Annotated in this window: 13 protein-coding genes; 9 read left to right on the top strand and 4 right to left on the bottom strand. The window is 26.9% G+C overall.

Annotated features, from left to right (window positions below; translation table 11 throughout):
• The first annotated feature begins 166 nt into the window (after positions 1-166).
• The 9 genes from comA to larE all read left to right on the top strand — a co-directional run bounded on the left by comA (position 167) and on the right by larE (position 12,777).
• Positions 167-925, top strand: a complete 759-nt coding sequence (gene comA, locus MSCUN_RS04315; protein ID WP_095608387.1) for a phosphosulfolactate synthase — start codon at positions 167-169, stop codon at positions 923-925.
• A gap of 429 nt (positions 926-1,354) precedes the next feature.
• On the top strand, positions 1,355-3,388 hold the full coding sequence (locus tag MSCUN_RS04320; RefSeq protein ID WP_095608388.1) for a PemB family protein: 2,034 nt from the start codon (positions 1,355-1,357) through the stop codon (positions 3,386-3,388).
• Between the two features lie 431 nt (positions 3,389-3,819).
• A complete protein-coding gene (locus tag MSCUN_RS04325) occupies positions 3,820-7,830 on the top strand; it encodes a beta strand repeat-containing protein (protein ID WP_095608389.1) in 4,011 nt (1,336 codons plus the stop codon).
• 220 nt (positions 7,831-8,050) lie between these two features.
• The gene (locus tag MSCUN_RS04330; protein ID WP_095608390.1) at positions 8,051-8,701 is read left to right on the top strand and encodes a hypothetical protein; all 651 of its coding nucleotides are present in this window, start codon (positions 8,051-8,053) and stop codon (positions 8,699-8,701) included.
• A 92-nt stretch (positions 8,702-8,793) separates the two neighbouring features.
• Positions 8,794-9,630, top strand: coding sequence for a coenzyme F420-0:L-glutamate ligase (locus MSCUN_RS04335; protein ID WP_095608391.1), 837 nt, complete (start codon positions 8,794-8,796; stop codon positions 9,628-9,630).
• A gap of 110 nt (positions 9,631-9,740) precedes the next feature.
• On the top strand, positions 9,741-10,283 hold the full coding sequence (tfe, locus tag MSCUN_RS04340; RefSeq protein ID WP_095608392.1) for a transcription factor E: 543 nt from the start codon (positions 9,741-9,743) through the stop codon (positions 10,281-10,283).
• 288 nt (positions 10,284-10,571) lie between these two features.
• Positions 10,572-11,072: an HD domain-containing protein gene (locus MSCUN_RS04345; RefSeq protein ID WP_245837638.1), complete on the top strand. Its 501-nt coding sequence runs from the start codon at positions 10,572-10,574 to the stop codon at positions 11,070-11,072.
• 6 nt (positions 11,073-11,078) lie between these two features.
• Complete coding sequence (locus MSCUN_RS04350; protein ID WP_394338955.1) at positions 11,079-11,720, top strand: TfuA-related McrA-glycine thioamidation protein; 642 nt, start codon at positions 11,079-11,081, stop codon at positions 11,718-11,720.
• 28 nt (positions 11,721-11,748) lie between these two features.
• The gene (gene larE / locus MSCUN_RS04355) at positions 11,749-12,777 is read left to right on the top strand and encodes an ATP-dependent sacrificial sulfur transferase LarE (protein WP_095608394.1); all 1,029 of its coding nucleotides are present in this window, start codon (positions 11,749-11,751) and stop codon (positions 12,775-12,777) included.
• Between the two features lie 121 nt (positions 12,778-12,898).
• On the opposite strand, the gene MSCUN_RS04360 is transcribed toward larE, so the two are convergent.
• The 4 genes from MSCUN_RS04360 to hypE all read right to left on the bottom strand — a co-directional run bounded on the left by MSCUN_RS04360 (position 12,899) and on the right by hypE (position 16,936).
• Entirely contained in the window at positions 12,899-13,735 is an 837-nt protein-coding gene (locus tag MSCUN_RS04360; RefSeq protein ID WP_095608395.1) for a CBS domain-containing protein, read from the bottom strand.
• A 224-nt stretch (positions 13,736-13,959) separates the two neighbouring features.
• Positions 13,960-15,237: a serine--tRNA ligase gene (gene serS / locus MSCUN_RS04365; protein ID WP_095608396.1), complete on the bottom strand. Its 1,278-nt coding sequence runs from the start codon at positions 15,235-15,237 to the stop codon at positions 13,960-13,962.
• A gap of 185 nt (positions 15,238-15,422) precedes the next feature.
• Entirely contained in the window at positions 15,423-15,896 is a 474-nt protein-coding gene (locus tag MSCUN_RS04370; protein WP_245837639.1) for an RDD family protein, read from the bottom strand.
• 11 nt (positions 15,897-15,907) lie between these two features.
• Positions 15,908-16,936: a hydrogenase expression/formation protein HypE gene (gene hypE / locus MSCUN_RS04375; protein ID WP_095608398.1), complete on the bottom strand. Its 1,029-nt coding sequence runs from the start codon at positions 16,934-16,936 to the stop codon at positions 15,908-15,910.
• Between the last annotated feature and the right edge of the window lie 291 nt (positions 16,937-17,227).

Here is a 17,227-nt window from a genome sequence, read left to right on the forward strand (position 1 = left end):
TTAATACTTATATATATTCTATAAAATATATAAATTTAGTTTATATAAAATAGGAATTCAAATATAATAGTATATTAAATTAGAAAAAAATAATTCACTAAAAAAAAACTAAACACTACAATAAATATAAAAAAAAAGTATATGATGAGAGAAGGTAAGATTAAAAATGAAAGCATTTGAATTTTTAGATAAAGTAGGAAAAATAGACACAAATACAATGGTACTAGATAAAGCAATAGGATATAATACACTTGATGACATGCTTACTATGACAGGAGAATACTTTAATCTAGTAAAATATGGATGGGGAACATCAATACTAATTGATGAGGATATTATACAAAAGAAAAATGACTTATATCATACCTATGATATTAAAACATATCCTGGAGGAACACTCTTTGAACTAGCATACAAATATGGTGAAATAGACAAATTCTTTGACACACTAGATAAACTAAACTTTAATGCAGTAGAAATATCAAATGGATCTACAGACATACCAGAAGTAGATCGTGCTGATATAATAAAACAAGCAAAACAATTAGGATTCTTCACACTCTCAGAAGTAGGAAAGAAAAATCCAAAACTAGACCAAGAATACTCCGAACAAACACGTGTTGAACTAATAAATAAAGATCTTGAAAGTGGATCAGATCTTGTAATAATTGAAGGTCGTGAAAGTGGTAAAAATATAGGAATATATGATAATAGTGGAAATATAAAAAAAGACACATTCAACATGATAATTAATAACACAAAAAAAGATAAAATACTATGGGAAGCACCACAAAAAAATCAACAAATAGACCTCATACTAACATTAGGAAATAATGTAAACCTGGGAAACATAAACTCAAATGATATAATATCACTTGAAACACTAAGACGAGGATTAAGAGGAGACACACTTGGAAAAGTATAAAAAAAATTAAAAAAAAACTATCCTAATTCATCACCACCACCCTTTTTCATACAAACTTATTTTTTTTAGATTTACTACTATCTTATTATTATGAAAAAAAGTACAATTAATATTAAAAAGAAACTTAACTTAATTTTTAATTTTATAAAATCATATTATATATCACTATTTCCACTCCTCCTAATATTCTACTAATTTTAATTTTTTATCTTTTTTTAGAGACTATTAATTAAGAAAAATTTTGATTAAAATAATAATTTATTAAATATTTGAATTTTAATAATAAATTGATAAAACTTAAAGTTTATTTAAAAGATTTATATATATTATTAAATATTAAGATAAATTTTATCTTAATTTAAAAATACTTTATATTTTTTTATTAAAGTAAAATTGATATACTAAAAAAAAATGGAGGATAAAAAAAATATGGTAAATCGAAAATATCCAATACTTCTAAGTATTTTAATAATCACACTACTACTTGGAATAACCACAGCATCAGCTGTAAACATGGATAACACAGACAACATACACACAACAAACACAGATAACATACACACAACCACAACTACAAAAACACAACAAGATAACCCAACAATAACCACAAAACAACAAGAAAATACTAAAACAATACAAAAAGAAAATACCAAAATAAACAATACAAAAAAAATAAACATCAAAAATGAAAAAACAACAAATAAAGAAATCAAAAAAGATAGTGAAATAAACTACTATGTTTCAAACAATGGATCAGATGATAATACAGGATCTGAAACAAATCCTTTTAAAACAATACAAACAGCAATAAACAAAACAGATGACCAATCAACATACAACATCTACATAACAGCTGGAACATATAAAGGAGTAGGAAACACAAACCTCACAGTTAATGGAAATCACAAAATTAACTTTATAGGAGCAGGTATAAACCAAACAATCCTTGATGGAGAAGTAAATTACACAGTTGGAGGAGGATCAGTTTGGGGAGCAGATGAATACTGGAATCCATACACAATACACTCAGGAAACTGGGGAATGAACATTACAAAAGGTACAGGACTTATCACCATTAAAAACATGAACATACAACACATGGTTAGTACTGGTGGAAGTAATATAGCTACCTACAAAACTGCAACAGTAGATAACTATGGAAACTTAAAAGTTGATAATGTTTACTTCTACTACAACCTCGCTGGAGTAGGAGCAGGTATTAGAAACAATGCAAATGCAACACTAGTTGTAAATAATTCCATATTCTCAGAAAACCGTAAAAGTAGCAGTACAGGAAACTTTGGACCTGGAGTATATAACAATGGAACAGCAACAATAGACAACTGTCAATTTATCAAAAATGCTGCACGTTGGGGTACTGTAACAAATGATCGTGTATTAAATATTACAAACAGTATATTCCGTGATGGAATTTCATATGATCTTGGAAGTACATACAAATATGGTTCAGCTCTAACAGCAAACAGTGGAAATGCAGACTTCTTTGGTCAATATGACCTAAATAGTCTAAGAACAATTGCTGAAAACTGTACATTTATCAACAATGGTCAAACAGACATCTGGCAAGGAAAAGGAGATCTAAAAGTAAATAACTGTATATTTAATGAAAGTACTGGAATATACATTGCTGCTGATAGAACAAACAGATACAATGCAAGTATAACCCACATAATTGCTAATTCAAGCTTTATTAACATGATACCTTCCAGTTTATTTGGATCATTAAGTGTATCAACAGGTACAAGATTTGCTATATATGATCTTGCACAATATAATACAACCATTGAAAATAATGAAATATTATTTACAGAAAATGGTTATGGAATGTATATAAGTGGATATACAAATGTTCGAAATAACACATTAAAAAACTACATCTATATTCTTAACGGACATAACAATATAACAGGAAATATTATAGATGCTAAAACAGTATATGCTATAGATATGAGATCAGATGCAGAAAATAACAACATCACAAATAACACAATATATGCAAACATATTCACAGGAAATAAAGCAGTTAACGATCCTCAAGAAGCTAACATTATAGAAAATAACATCCCAGAAACAGGAAATAATATTAATCTAACAAATGACAACTACTTAACTTATTTTAACCAAGATGGAACAAACACAAACCAAATTACAAATGGAACTATTATCAATATATGTAGTGACTTATACAATAAAAACTTAACATTTGATAATGTAAAAATATATCTTAAAAATACAGATGACTATGTATTATATAATTGTTCTATAAGAATTATGCCAACAGCAAATGCTATAATAAACAAAACCATCATAAATAATGGAAATAATAATGCATATGCAATACTTGCTGAATCAAATAATAACTTAATTAGTTTTAACACAATAACAGCAAATACAATAAACCAATACAAGCTATTATTACACGTGGAAACAGTACAGAAATAAAAAATAATACAATAACAATTTCAGGACCATCAAATAATATTAAATACAACAATAATTACTATGGTGTAGCAGATAACATTGGAATACTTGTTGAATCATCAGAAAACACACTCGAACGTAACAATATTACAATAAATTATACAACAACACAACAATATGGTACAATTGAAGGAATAAGTATTCAATCAGAAAAATACACAACATCCAATAACAAATTACAATATAACACAATTAAAATTAGTGGAGATAAATATGTTTATGGTTTAAATGTATTAAACTCAGAAAATATTACAGAAGAAAATTACTACACAAATATTACAAGTAATTATTACACAGCTGCTGTACAATTAGCAGATTCCAATAATAACAATATTAATGGATACATAACCATATCATCAAAAGAACATGCTTATGGAGTTATAATTAGTGGAATGAAAAACATAGCTAATGGTAACACAATTAAATGTACAATAAACAACATAACAGCAAACAAAGTATATGCAATAGAATTAGTAAACTCAAATGACACAGAAATCACATCAAGAAGTAGTTCAACAAATTACTGGTTATTTGGAAATTACACAATGCTACTTGCAACATACAATGCAAACAACACAGAAATAAAATACATCTCACCTATATTCATAGCAAATAAAACAGATGTAGATATAAATGATGATTCAGATATTATAAAACCAACATCAAGCTTAATTTACCTGACAAATTCAGTAAATACAACAATATCAGGAATAAGCATGATGAAAAATAATATGAATGGTTATCCTAACTGTCACATAGGATCATACTTAATTGCAAATAATTCAAACAACACATACATAGGAAAAGGATCAGCATCATCAAATCCAACAATAAACATAACAAACATTCCAATTAAATATATTAATTCAAATGGATTAACAATAAATAATACAACAATATATTCAAATGATTTATATATGATAAATCTTACAAATTCAAGCAATAATGTAATAACAAACAATTACCTACTTAATACTCAAAGATTAAATGGTGGAGAAAACTCAATATACAAATCAAACACTAATAATAACACATTATTTAATAATACACCAACAGTAACAATACTAACAAATGAAAATTATAACACATTATTTACAAATGGAGTTCTAACTTCAAAAATAGACATAATAACATTAGGATCAAATATTTATAACAAAAACATGACCTTCACAGAAAAAATTGAATTATACAACCCAAATAATTACACAATCTACAATGGAACATTAACATTTAAAGATAATGCAACAAACAGTAATGTTGAATCATTAATACTAAATTCAACAGATGATAGAACCACACTTATAAACATAAACAACTCAGATGTAAAATTATCTTATCTTAACATATATCATAAAAATAATAAAAACATAGCACGTACAATTGTATATGATAGTAATGTTACAGATTACAACCAAGGTGGAGGAATAATAAACTGTAACATAACATTATTAGGACCTGAAATAAAAACAGATAATAATATGGCAAGTTTAATTGCAGTTTATGTATTAAATGCTAGAAATCCATACATGCAATACAGCAATGTAAATGTTGAATACTTAACTAGTGATAAACAAGGAAATATCTCAGCTGTAGTATCAGAAAATAGTAATGGTATGGGCATATCATATAACAATATTACACTAAAAGCTGATAATAATGCTGTAGCAGTAAATGGATTTATAAACAATGCATATCAAAATAAAATTAATATAACAAGTAACAATAAAGCAACAGCATATAATATAGAAAACTTTAATACTGCAACATTCCAGATATGCGATAATATTACAATAACAGCAAATAATTCAGCTGTTGGAGTAAATGTAAATAATAGTCATGTAGCAAATTCATACTCATACTCATCAATACAAACCTCAAAAATTATATTAAATACTAAAAATGGAATAGTAATTCAAATAAATAATTCAACAGATACACGTATAAATTCTAATAACTTAGTATTAAATGCAACAAATGGTATTGTAATTAGTTTAAATAATACTCTAACAACTATAAGAACAAATAATATTACTGCAACTGGTAATAATGTAACATTAATGAATATTAAAAATCTACCTAATGCAACAAGTACTAGAACAGTTGGATCTAACAGTATAACATTAGAAACTAATTCAACAGAAATACCAATAATTCTTGATAATGTAACAAATATGAATGTTACAAGTAATGATATAGTTTCATCAACAGCAACCCCTGTTATAATGATAAAAAACTCAAATAATAATGAAATATCATATAACACATTATCATCAAAAACAACTCATGGAAATGGAGCAATAAAAGAAGAAAACTCAACAAACATTACCATAGTTAAAAATATTGCTGATATTATATTAACAAATGATAACTATGATCAATTCTTTACAAATGGAATATTAAATAATAATTATGATTCATTATTATTAGGATCAGATATTTACAATAAAAATATGACCTTTAATTCATCAGTTATAATTATAAACCCATATAATCACACAATCTATAATGGAACATTAACATTTACTGAAAATGCATCAAACAGTAAAGTTACAGGCATTATATTAAACAATACAAGAAATGAAAACACATTAATTATAAACTCAGATAAAACAAATATAACAAACTCCACAATATATCATAATTATAATGATGGAAAAACAATCATAGTTACAACATCAAATGTAAACTTAGTAAACAACACTATAACAACAAATGGAAATAACATGCAAGTATTATACTTTGCAAATACAACAAATACAACAAATACAGCTCTTAATTCCAATAATATAACAACAAATGGAGATAAAAATACTATTATAACAATATTTAATGGAGCAAGAATAACTATTCAAAATAACAACATTACAAGTATTGGAAATGATGTATTAGTATTAAATATATCTAATTGCACAGGTAATTCTTTTAACAACCAAAGATCTATTAGTGGTAATACAATAAATGTTAATTTCACAGGTTCATTACTTGCACCAACAATAATGGTAGTTGAAAATTCAACTAGAACATACATACAATCAAATAATATATTAATAAATGGATTAACTAGAGTTAACCCTGCTATTAAAGCTGTAAACTCAACTGGTGGAATAAATTACAATTACATTTTAAGTCTTGACTCATATGGAGACTTCTTAGTAAATGGAACAGAAAGCCCAGGAATGACAGTTAACAATTACCCAAGTAAAAATTATCCATTTAGTGTAAAAATAAATATAAATGATACTTTAACATTAGTAAATGGAACAAATAGTATAATTAAAATAAATGTAACTGACTTAGTTAACAGACCAGTTAATGAAGGAACCATAAGATTTGAAGTTAGAGAAGAAAACTTTGATGTAACTGTTCCTGTAATTAATGGAGTAGCAACAATTAACTATAAACCAACTAAATTATCAATGAATACAGCTGTAATAACTTACCATGATTCTTATGATAACTATGGTCAAAATTCTGTATTTTCAGTATTAAATGTTGTAAAACTAAATACTACAGTAATAGTTGACCCAATAGATACATTTGCTGGTAATAATATAACATTCACAGCACATGTATATGATCAAAATGGTGAAAAAGTAAACACTGGAAAATTAGTATTTAAAGTTAATGGTGTAACATTAAAAGACGATAATGGAAATCCATTATATGTATATGTAAAAGATGGAATAGCACAAATAACATACAAATTAGCATCAACATGGACAGCTAAAAATTATACTATAAATGTAGTATATGGAGAATGTAAATCTTTCATGAGTTCACGTAGTAACAGTACATTAAAATTAACAAACAGAGTAGCTAATGTATCAGTATTAACCTCAGGAGTATTAAAAGGTGGAAATCAAGTTACACTAACAGCAATGGTATCAGAAAAAGATCAATTAGTAAATGGTGGAAAAGTAATATTTAAAATGAATGGTGTAACATTAAAAGATAGTAATGGAAATCCATTATATGCAAATGTAGAAAATGGAATTGCAAAATTAAATTACACTATTCCTGTTGGAATGTCAGCAAAAGATTATACTCTAACAGCAGTTTATTCAAATAAATTCTATGATAGAGCAGAAGTAAATAGTACAGTTAAAATACTAAAAACAAATACTCACATAGAATTAAATCCACAAACATACACTAAAGGAACACAAACCTCAATTTATGCAAGAGTACTTGATGAAAACAATAATTTAATAAGCAAAACAACATCAGTATGTATAAAAGTTAATGGAAAAACAATGATACATACAACATCAATCAATGGTATAATAAATGCAACTATTGATACAAGTAAATTCAACAATCAATTATATAATCTAACAATTATCAGTGGAGAAAATAATGGATTTGGTATGAGTACAACAACTACCGTACTAATGAAAGCTTAAACACCCCTAAATTTTATTTTAGAGAAAGAAGATTAAACTTCTTATCTCTATTTTATTTTTAAATATTTTATTTTTTTTTTGAATATATACTCTTTTTTTTTATTAATTTTATTTTCAATTCCTTATTATTATGATATATATTTATTATTATCTAGAATTATAAGTATAAAATAAAATATTTTAGAAGTATTTAAAAAAAAGAAAGGAGATATGAAGAAAAATGGAAGATAAACAATTAAGACTTGAAACAAAATGTTATGATGCAAATGAATATGGATATTTGTATGGATTAAATAAGAAAATACCTGATGAAGAATTTGAAAAAGTCAAGCCATACATGAAAAACTTCAGACGAAAAGACTTCATGGATGGAATAATTAAAGTAACAGGAAGACCAGAAGGATACAGATGTCTTAAAGAAGATGTACCAAAAATAGAAGAAATACTAAACATTCAAAATACAGTTGAAAAACGAAGTGAAAAAATAAGAAAAGCTATGCAAAATCCTGATGAAAAAGAAAAACTAAAAGATCAAACACTCCAATGGATACAAGCACTATATACTAAAGGTGGAACACAACCAGAACAAGATTTAAGTCGCCTAGTGATACATTCAACTAAAATATATGATCCTAATGATAGTTATAAAAATGGTAAAAAAGAAGGACAAGGAGTACTATTTATATACACACCTCATGGAATATGGTATATAATAAATAATAGTAGAGAAAGTGCAAATAAGTCATTAAATAATGTAAAAACAAGTGATGGTGGAGCAATAGGATATAGATTAATGTATGATGATAATCTTGATACAATCATAAGAATATATACAGAAGAAAACCTATATACAGGAGATAAACTATACTAAAAAAATTCTATAATTTCCATTTTTTTTTTCATCTTTTAAACTTTTTTTTTAATAAAACACATTTTACGTTAATATAAGGAGTAGTTAAATTTATGAAATATGAAACAATTCCAATTAAAACTGAGTATATTAAGCCAGGTGATGGTTATGATGAACTTATATTTAAAATTAGTCAACTTGCTCAAGATGATGATTATATAATAATAAGTGAAACTCCTATATCTACAGCTGAAAATAATCTAGTTAATGAATCAGAATATACTCCAGGAATTCTTGCATATCTTCTTTGTGATTTATGGAGCAAATATCTATGGGGTTATATCTTAGCACCACTTTTTGGTTATAAAAAAAGAACTATTAAAAATCTTAGACAAATTCCAAAACAAGCTCGAAATCATAAACAATTCATACTAAAAGAATATGGATTAAAACATGCACTTCAACCTACAGCTGAAGCTGGTGTAGATCTTAGTAATGTACCAGGAGAATATGTGTCATTACTTCCTGTTAATCCACAAAAATCAGCTCAAAAAATAAAAGATGAAATTAAAAAAAGATCAAATATAAATGTTAATGTTATAATTATTGATACAGATCCTGTATACAAATTTAGAAATACACTTTTTACAACACTTCCTATCTCACATTCTGATATTAAAAATAATACTGGAATCTTTGGCTATTTAATGCGTATAATTTCTGAATATATTGGTCCATCAATACTTGCATCAACTACTAAAGATATTAGTATTGAAAATCTTATCAAACTTGGAAGTATTGCTGAGGAAGTTGAAGTTAAATATAGTGATAATTTCTTTGAAACAATATATAATATGAAAGATGAATTTAAGTGTGATTTTGATAATGTAACTGTGGAAATGTTGGATACTATTAATCATATTCCTGGTGTTATCATAAGATGTAAATAACACGTAAATATTTATAATAAATACAACATAAATAATATAATATTATTAACTAAATAATGAAATATTCTATTACTTTAGTTTATTACAAAAAAAATAAGAGAGATTAGATAATGGCTAGAAAAAAAGTACAATATACCTTTGATTATGATTCCAAGTTCTTAAATGAACATAATGTTAAAAAATTAGCATATGATCTAACTCATGATTCAGATAATAGTGAGAAAATATTAGATTGTTTATTCACAGCAGAAGTAACAGATGAACAAATAGCAGAAGCTACCGGTATCAAATTAAACTTTGTGAGAAAAATCTTGTATAAATTCTATGATGTGGGAATGGCAAATTATACACGTAAAAAAGATCCTGAAACACAATGGTTTACATATTACTGGAGATTTGATTCAAGAAAAGCAGCACAAATACTTGAAAAACAATACAACCACCATAACCAGGAAATCAAAGAATCACTCGAATATGAAGAAAATAATATGTTCTTTGTATGTCCAAATGGATGTCGATATCCATTTAGTGAAGCAACAGATTTCCAATTTGTATGTCCAAGATGTAATGAAACTCTTGAATACAAAGATAATACAGATATAATAAATGATCTTAAAAAACTAGAATCAACATATAAAATAAATGAAGAATAAAAAAGATCATTCTACAACAAAAAAGAGAAATAAAAAATTAAAATACTATAACCTCCCACAATCCTTTCTTCTTTTACATTTTTATCTTTATATTTCAAAAAATAAAGATAATATGATAAACTTACTTTTAAATCTAAAAAGAGAAAGAATTATATAAATAATATGAAAATTACATAATTACTTCTAAAAATAATAAAATTTAATTTTATATAAAAAAGAAGAAAAAAAAAATAAACATTTTTTTATTTAAATAAAGTCAAAAAAAAAGTATAAAAAGGGTATAAAAAAATGAAAATAGAAAATATTGATGAACTAATAGAAGATGTATACACACAACTTAACATATCAGACTACATAAAAGATCATTCAGAAGCTGTATATCAAAGATCAAAATATATCACACAACACTATGATAATATAGATGAAGATCTAATAAAAGCTGGATGTAAACTACATGATGTAGGACGAATAGTAACATCAGATATAAAACATGCATATATTGGAGCTGACCTTTTAAGATCAATAGGTATTGATGAGAAAATCTGTAAAATAACAGAAAAACATATAGGTGCTGGAATAACACCAGATGAAGCAATAGAAAATAACCTACCTGATCGTAATTATATACCCGAAACACTAGAAGAAAAAATTGTAGCACATGCAGATAATCTAGTTCATGGAGTAACACCTGTAGATCTTGAATTTGTAATACAAAAATGGACAAATAAAAACATGAAAAAAGAATCAATAGACAGACTAATAAAACTACACAATGAACTAATAAGATGATCCATTATGCATACAATAATCTACACAGGACTATCAATACCATTTAATGAAGCTGAAAAAATATTACCAGATGCCACATATCTTCCACCAGTAAAACGTGGAGATATACTTGAAATATTAGAAAAATATGATGATATTGACATAATAGGAATAATAGATGGAGTCTTTCATCAAACACCAGCAGTAGCACATAAAGAAATACTAAAAGCACTAAAACATGATATAACAGTAGTGGGAGGTGCTAGTATGGGAGCACTAAGAGCATGTGAATTATACCCATATGGAATGATTGGTGTTGGAAATATATTTAAAGATTATAAAAATGAGATAATAGACTCAGATGATGATGTAGCAGTAGCATTAGATCCTGATACTCTAAAACCTCTATCTGATTCATGGATAAACATAAAATACAACCTAGAATATGCAACAAATGACTCAATAATAACTCACAAACAAAAAGATGAACTACTAAAAATTGCAAAAGAAACTTATTATCCTAAACGATCATTTAAGTATGTAATTGGAAAATCAAACATAACAAATAAAGATGAACTTCTAGAATATATAAAAAATAAAAACTTTGACATAAAATATGAAGATGCAAAAAAAACAATAGAAAAAATAAGAAAAATAAAAAAATATTAAAAAAAAAAATTATATGTGGTGATTTCAAATGAGTGAAGTGATAAGCAAATATAAGGCATTATGTGACTTTCTAAAAGATAAAAAATGCATACTAGCATTTAGTGGAGGATCAGATAGTACACTACTTGCACATGTTCTATCTGAAGTAAGCCCTGATTCACTACTTGTAACTGTAGATAATAACATGTTTGCACATGATTTTATAAGCTACACACAACAAAAAGCCAAGGAATTTAATCTACAACATAAGATAATAGAAAAAGATTTTCTTAAAAAATTCTCATTTAAATCAAATCCAAAAGGACGATGCTATAACTGTCGTAAAATAATGTTTGGATCAATAAAAAAACTACCAGAATTTAATGAATATGACTACTTTATTGAAGGAACAAATGTATCAGACTACCTTGAAGATAGACCAGGAGTACTAATAAACTATGAAGAAAAGATGATAAGTCCACTTGTTGAATGTGAAATATCAAAAGATGATGTACTAACAATACTTGAAAAACTAGATATAACATATTCACAAAATACAACATGTCTTGCAACACGAATAAAACTAAATGAAGAAGTAACTTCTGAAAAACTTAAACGTATAGATGAAGCTGAGGAAATTGCAAAACAAATACTACCTGAAATGTCAGATATACGAATACGAAGTCATGAAGATAATGCAATAATAGTTGTAAATGAACCATTTGAAATAGGAAATGAACGATTATTCCAACTAAAATATGCATTACTTGATCTTGGATTTAAAAAAGTAGTTCTTAACCTAATGCGATATCATAAAGGTGAATTAAACATAAAATCTGATAACGAAGGAAATATGATACAACATCTTCCATATAATATTGATTTACATCAAACATATAAACATATGAATAACAATGAAAAACTAGAAAATGACCACCTATCACTTGAAACTCAACATATAAAATATGATGATATTACAATATCTGAAAATGGTAAAATAAGTATGCCTGAAAATACAGATTTTGAAGATAAATTATTTAAAGTAATTACGTCAATTAAAAGAAGAAAAGAAATATAAAAAAAAGGAGGATATAAGTTCTCTTTTACTTATTTCTTTTTATAACCCACTACTTTTTTTAAATATTTTTTTTATATTTTAAATAAGATTAAATAAGTTAATTTTTTTTGTGATTTTATTTTTATTCAATCATTGCACGCATAAGATCACTTGATCTTACAAGTCCAATAGGTTCATGTGACATGTTAAGTACTGGTACTTGTTCTATGTTATATTGTCTTAGAATATTTGCACATTCTTTTACTGATGTTTTACGTGTTACTGTAATTAATTTGTCATTCATAACATCACGTGCTTCTTTATCTGAAAATTTAAGTATATTTTTAATAATATACATTACACTTTCACTATTCCATGTCCATTTATCGCCCTCAGTTCCTATTGAACTACTTTTTACTACTTGTTCTTGTGCTACACGACTTTCTGCGATGAAATCTGTTTCTGTTAGTATTCCTGATGCTTTTCCTTCATCATTTACTGTTACTATTGATTTGAAGTTAAAGTATCTGCTTATTGAGTATGCAACTGATATTGGTGTTTTATCCCATACTGTTGGTACACTTCGAATCATGTATTTTTCGATTGGTTCTATGTTATTTGTCTTCCATAATGCTTTGTTGATTATATCTGCTGATGTTACAATTCCTACAAGTTCATTATCTATTGTAATTGGTATACGTCTTATGTTGTTGTTGATCATTTTTTGTACTACTGATTTGATATCTTCTTCTGGTGATGCTGTTATTGGATTTCGTGTCATGACCATTGCTACTTGTTCTTCATCAGGATTTTTTATAAGATCAGTTCTTGTTATTACCCCTACAAGTTCATTTGTTTGTTTTTTTACAATTGGTAGTCCTGATAGTCTTGTGTCTCTTAGTTTTTCATAAATTCCATGAATTGCCCCTGGAACTGATCCTGACTGAACATCTTCTGTCATTATTTCCTTAATTTCCATTGTTATAAACCTTCTGTATTTTTTTTGATTTTTTTTTAACTTATTGATTAATTGTTATTATTTATATTATTTAGTTAACATTATTTATAAAATACCACATATTTTTTCAAATAATAAATGATATAATGAAAAAATTATAAAAAAAGGTAGTGGGGAAAAATTTTGTTTCAATTTTTTTTAGTAAAAAAAGTGTGAAGGGGAAATGATGATTTTATTTTTATCAACTAGTTTTTAGCTTCTATTATTGTTTTTCCATTCATGTATGGAACTAGTACATCTGGTATACGTACGCTTCCATCTTCTTGTTGATAGTTTTCAAGGATGCAGCATATTGTTCTTTCTGTTGCTATTGCTGTACTATTTAGTGTGTGAAGTATTTGTGCATCTCCTGATCCTGCTTTTCCATATCTTGTGTTTATTTTTCGTGCTTGATAATCTGTACAATTAGTACATGATACTAATTCCCGGTATGTTTCAGATCCTGGGAACCATGCTTCAAGATCATATTTGATTGCTGCATTATCATTTAGTGCTGATGATACAATTGCAACTATCTGGTATGGTAAGTTTAGTTTCTGGTATATTCCTTCAGTTACACTTAATAGTCTTTGATGTTCATCAGATGATTGATCAGGTGTTGTGTAGATAAATTGTTCTATTTTTTCAAATTGATGTACACGGAATATTCCTAGTGTATCTTTTCCATGTGATCCTGCTTCTTTTCTAAAACATGTTGAAAGAGCTGCATATCTTAGTGGTAGTTGTTCATCATCTATTATTTCATTACGGTGTAATGCTGCAAGTGTTTGTTCTGCTGTTGCTATTAGGTATAAGTCCTCATTTTCTACTTTATATAGTGTTTCTTCAAATTCTGAGAGTTCTGATGTTTCTGCTGCTACTTCACTTTTTATGAAAAATGGTGTTTGCATTGGTGTGTATCCATTTTCTTTTAGTTCACTTATTGCAAATTGTATTAATGCAAGGTTTAATGCTAAAATATCTTCTTTTAGGTAGTAGAATCTGGATCCTGCTATTTCTGATGCTGTTTGTAGATCTGCTCCATCAATTTTTTCAATAAGATCTACATGATTTAATGCATCAAATTCGAAGTCTGGTTTTTCACCATAGGTTTTTATGATTTGATTGTCATCTTCTGTATCTGATATTGGCACTTTTTCATCTATGATGTTTCCAACTTTGTATCTGTATTCATCTCGGATTTTTTCATATTCCTCAATTTTTGGTTCTAGTTGTTTGATTTCTTCTGCTACTTGTTTTGATTGTGCTATGACATCTTGTATGTTTCCATCTTTTTTTGCTTGTTTAAATGATTTAGATAGCTTATTTTTTTCAGATCTTAGGTCATTTAATCTTTTTAGTCCTTCACGCCATAGATTATCATATTCTATTACTTTTTCTACGTTATCAGTTTCTCTGAATCTTTTTTGTTCAGATTCTATTACTTTTTCTGGTGTTTCTCTAAATACTTTTATATCTAGCAAAGATATTCAACTCCTATTTTCTATATTTTTAATTAAAAGAAAATATAATATTTTTTTTTTACTAATTATATAGTGCATTTAATCTAAAAATCTTAGTTATATTTATTTTATAAGTAGATTAAAAGAAAAATGGTTGGGTGGGGAGAGTTTATTTTATTTTATTTTTTCATAATATCCTTAGGGATTTATATTTCATCAGCATCTAATTCTTCAAAGTCATCTTCTGTTAGTTCTTCGAAGGTATCTTCTTCTTTTGTAACTTCAAGTTCTGTATCAGCATATACATCTGTTTTTGCAAGTTTGTCAAATAGTCTTGATGGGTAGTTTAGGATTTTTCCGATTAACACATCAAAGATTAGTGGTATCCAGTATATTTTAGTTAAGTTTCTGATGAATGCTTTTTTATAGCTCATATATCCTTCTATATCTGATACATATAGGTGCATTACTTTTTTTCCAATTGTTTTATTTGTTTTTGCTTCAAAGATTGTGAAGTATGCCATTGTTATGATAACAAGTACTATTGATGAATATGTATTTGCTGGTAGTTTAAGTAGTACTAGTATCATGAATATGATATTATCAACTAATGCTGTTAGAAGTGTTACTATTATGAAATCTATTATTAATGCTTTTGTTCTTAATATAAAGTGTTCCATATTTATCACATTTAACATACTCTTGGTACTGGATCTGCTATTGGAGGTTCAATTAATCTTTCTCCACCAATTAGTGTTTCCATAATTACACGTTTTCCTTCTGTTACTTCTCCAATGATTTGTGCATCTTTTCCATATTTGGTTTTTTGTATTGCATCTAGTACATCTTCTGCTGTATCTGCTGTTACTCCCATTACTACTTTTCCTTCATTTGCTACTTCAAATGGGTCTATTCCTAGCATGTCTGATACTGCTTCTACTTCAGGTTTTACTGGTATGAATTCTTCATATAGTCTCATTCCAACATTTGCTTTGTTTGCCATTTCATTTAGTGCATTAGCAATTCCTCCACGTGTTGGATCTTTCATTGCTGTTATTTTTCCTACTTTTTTTGCAGCTTCAACCATTGGCCATACTGGTGCTACGTCTGATTTTAGTTCTGTTTCATATCCGAATCCTTCACGTTTGGACATGATTGCCATTCCATGGTCTCCTACACTTCCTGTGATGATGATTTTATCTCCAACTTCAAGTCCTGAGTCTCGTACGATTTCATCTTTTCGTCCTATTCCAATTCCTGCTGTTGTAATAATCATACTATCTAGTTTATCACTGTCTATTACTTTGGTATCTCCTGTTATAATTGCAGCTCCTACTTCTTGGCATGTTTCATCCATTGATTTCATGATTTGATCTAAGTCTTCTCGTGGGAATCCTTCACTTATTACCATTGCATTACTTAATGATAATGGTTTTACTCCCATTACTGATATGTCATTTAGTGTTCCTGCTGCTGATATTCTTCCTATATCTCCACCTGGGAAAAATAGTGGTTGTATTGTATGTGCATCAATAGTTGTTACAACAACATGTTCATCATCAAATGGTATTGTTGCACTATCATCTAATGATTCTAGTCCTATTCCACCATTTACGCTTGTTTTTGATACGTTGGATAGAACAATTTCTGAAATCATTTGTTGCATTACTTCTCCACCTGCACCGTGAACCATATTAATTTTATCATCATTATATGCCATTTTATAAAATACTCCTATCTAACTTTATTTTATTTTTTTTGTTATTTATGTTGTAAAAATAAAAGATTTTTTTCCATTGTTATTTTTCGAAAAAAAAATTATTTAATTAATTATATATATTTATCATTGCAATATTTAATAAAATTTTATATTAAAAAAAAGAGAGATGTTATTTTTAATTAAAAGTTCATTGAAGTATCTTTTTTTAGAGTTTAATATTATGATGTTTTATGAGTATACTTAGTTTTAGATAAAATATAAATATAATAGAATTATATATATTATAATAAT

Source organism: Methanosphaera cuniculi (assembly GCF_003149675.1).
Classification (GTDB): Archaea; Methanobacteriota; Methanobacteria; order Methanobacteriales; family Methanobacteriaceae; genus Methanosphaera; species Methanosphaera cuniculi.

Bases quoted from the DNA above. Each gene is read 5' to 3' on its own strand.
- comA (WP_095608387.1), top strand. From the start codon at position 167: ATGAAAGCATTTGAATTTTTAGATAAAGTAGGAAAAATAGACACAAAT.
- MSCUN_RS04345 (WP_245837638.1), top strand. From the start codon at position 10,572: ATGAAAATAGAAAATATTGATGAACTAATAGAAGATGTATACACACAA.
- MSCUN_RS04350 (WP_394338955.1), top strand. From the start codon at position 11,079: ATGCATACAATAATCTACACAGGACTATCAATACCATTTAATGAAGCT.
- tfe (WP_095608392.1), top strand. From the start codon at position 9,741: ATGGCTAGAAAAAAAGTACAATATACCTTTGATTATGATTCCAAGTTC.
- larE (WP_095608394.1), top strand. From the start codon at position 11,749: ATGAGTGAAGTGATAAGCAAATATAAGGCATTATGTGACTTTCTAAAA.
- hypE (WP_095608398.1), bottom strand. From the start codon at position 16,936: ATGGCATATAATGATGATAAAATTAATATGGTTCACGGTGCAGGTGGA.
- MSCUN_RS04335 (WP_095608391.1), top strand. From the start codon at position 8,794: ATGAAATATGAAACAATTCCAATTAAAACTGAGTATATTAAGCCAGGT.
- MSCUN_RS04360 (WP_095608395.1), bottom strand. From the start codon at position 13,735: ATGGAAATTAAGGAAATAATGACAGAAGATGTTCAGTCAGGATCAGTT.
- MSCUN_RS04370 (WP_245837639.1), bottom strand. From the start codon at position 15,896: ATGGAACACTTTATATTAAGAACAAAAGCATTAATAATAGATTTCATA.
- MSCUN_RS04330 (WP_095608390.1), top strand. From the start codon at position 8,051: ATGGAAGATAAACAATTAAGACTTGAAACAAAATGTTATGATGCAAAT.
- MSCUN_RS04320 (WP_095608388.1), top strand. From the start codon at position 1,355: ATGGTAAATCGAAAATATCCAATACTTCTAAGTATTTTAATAATCACA.
- MSCUN_RS04325 (WP_095608389.1), top strand. From the start codon at position 3,820: ATGAAAAACATAGCTAATGGTAACACAATTAAATGTACAATAAACAAC.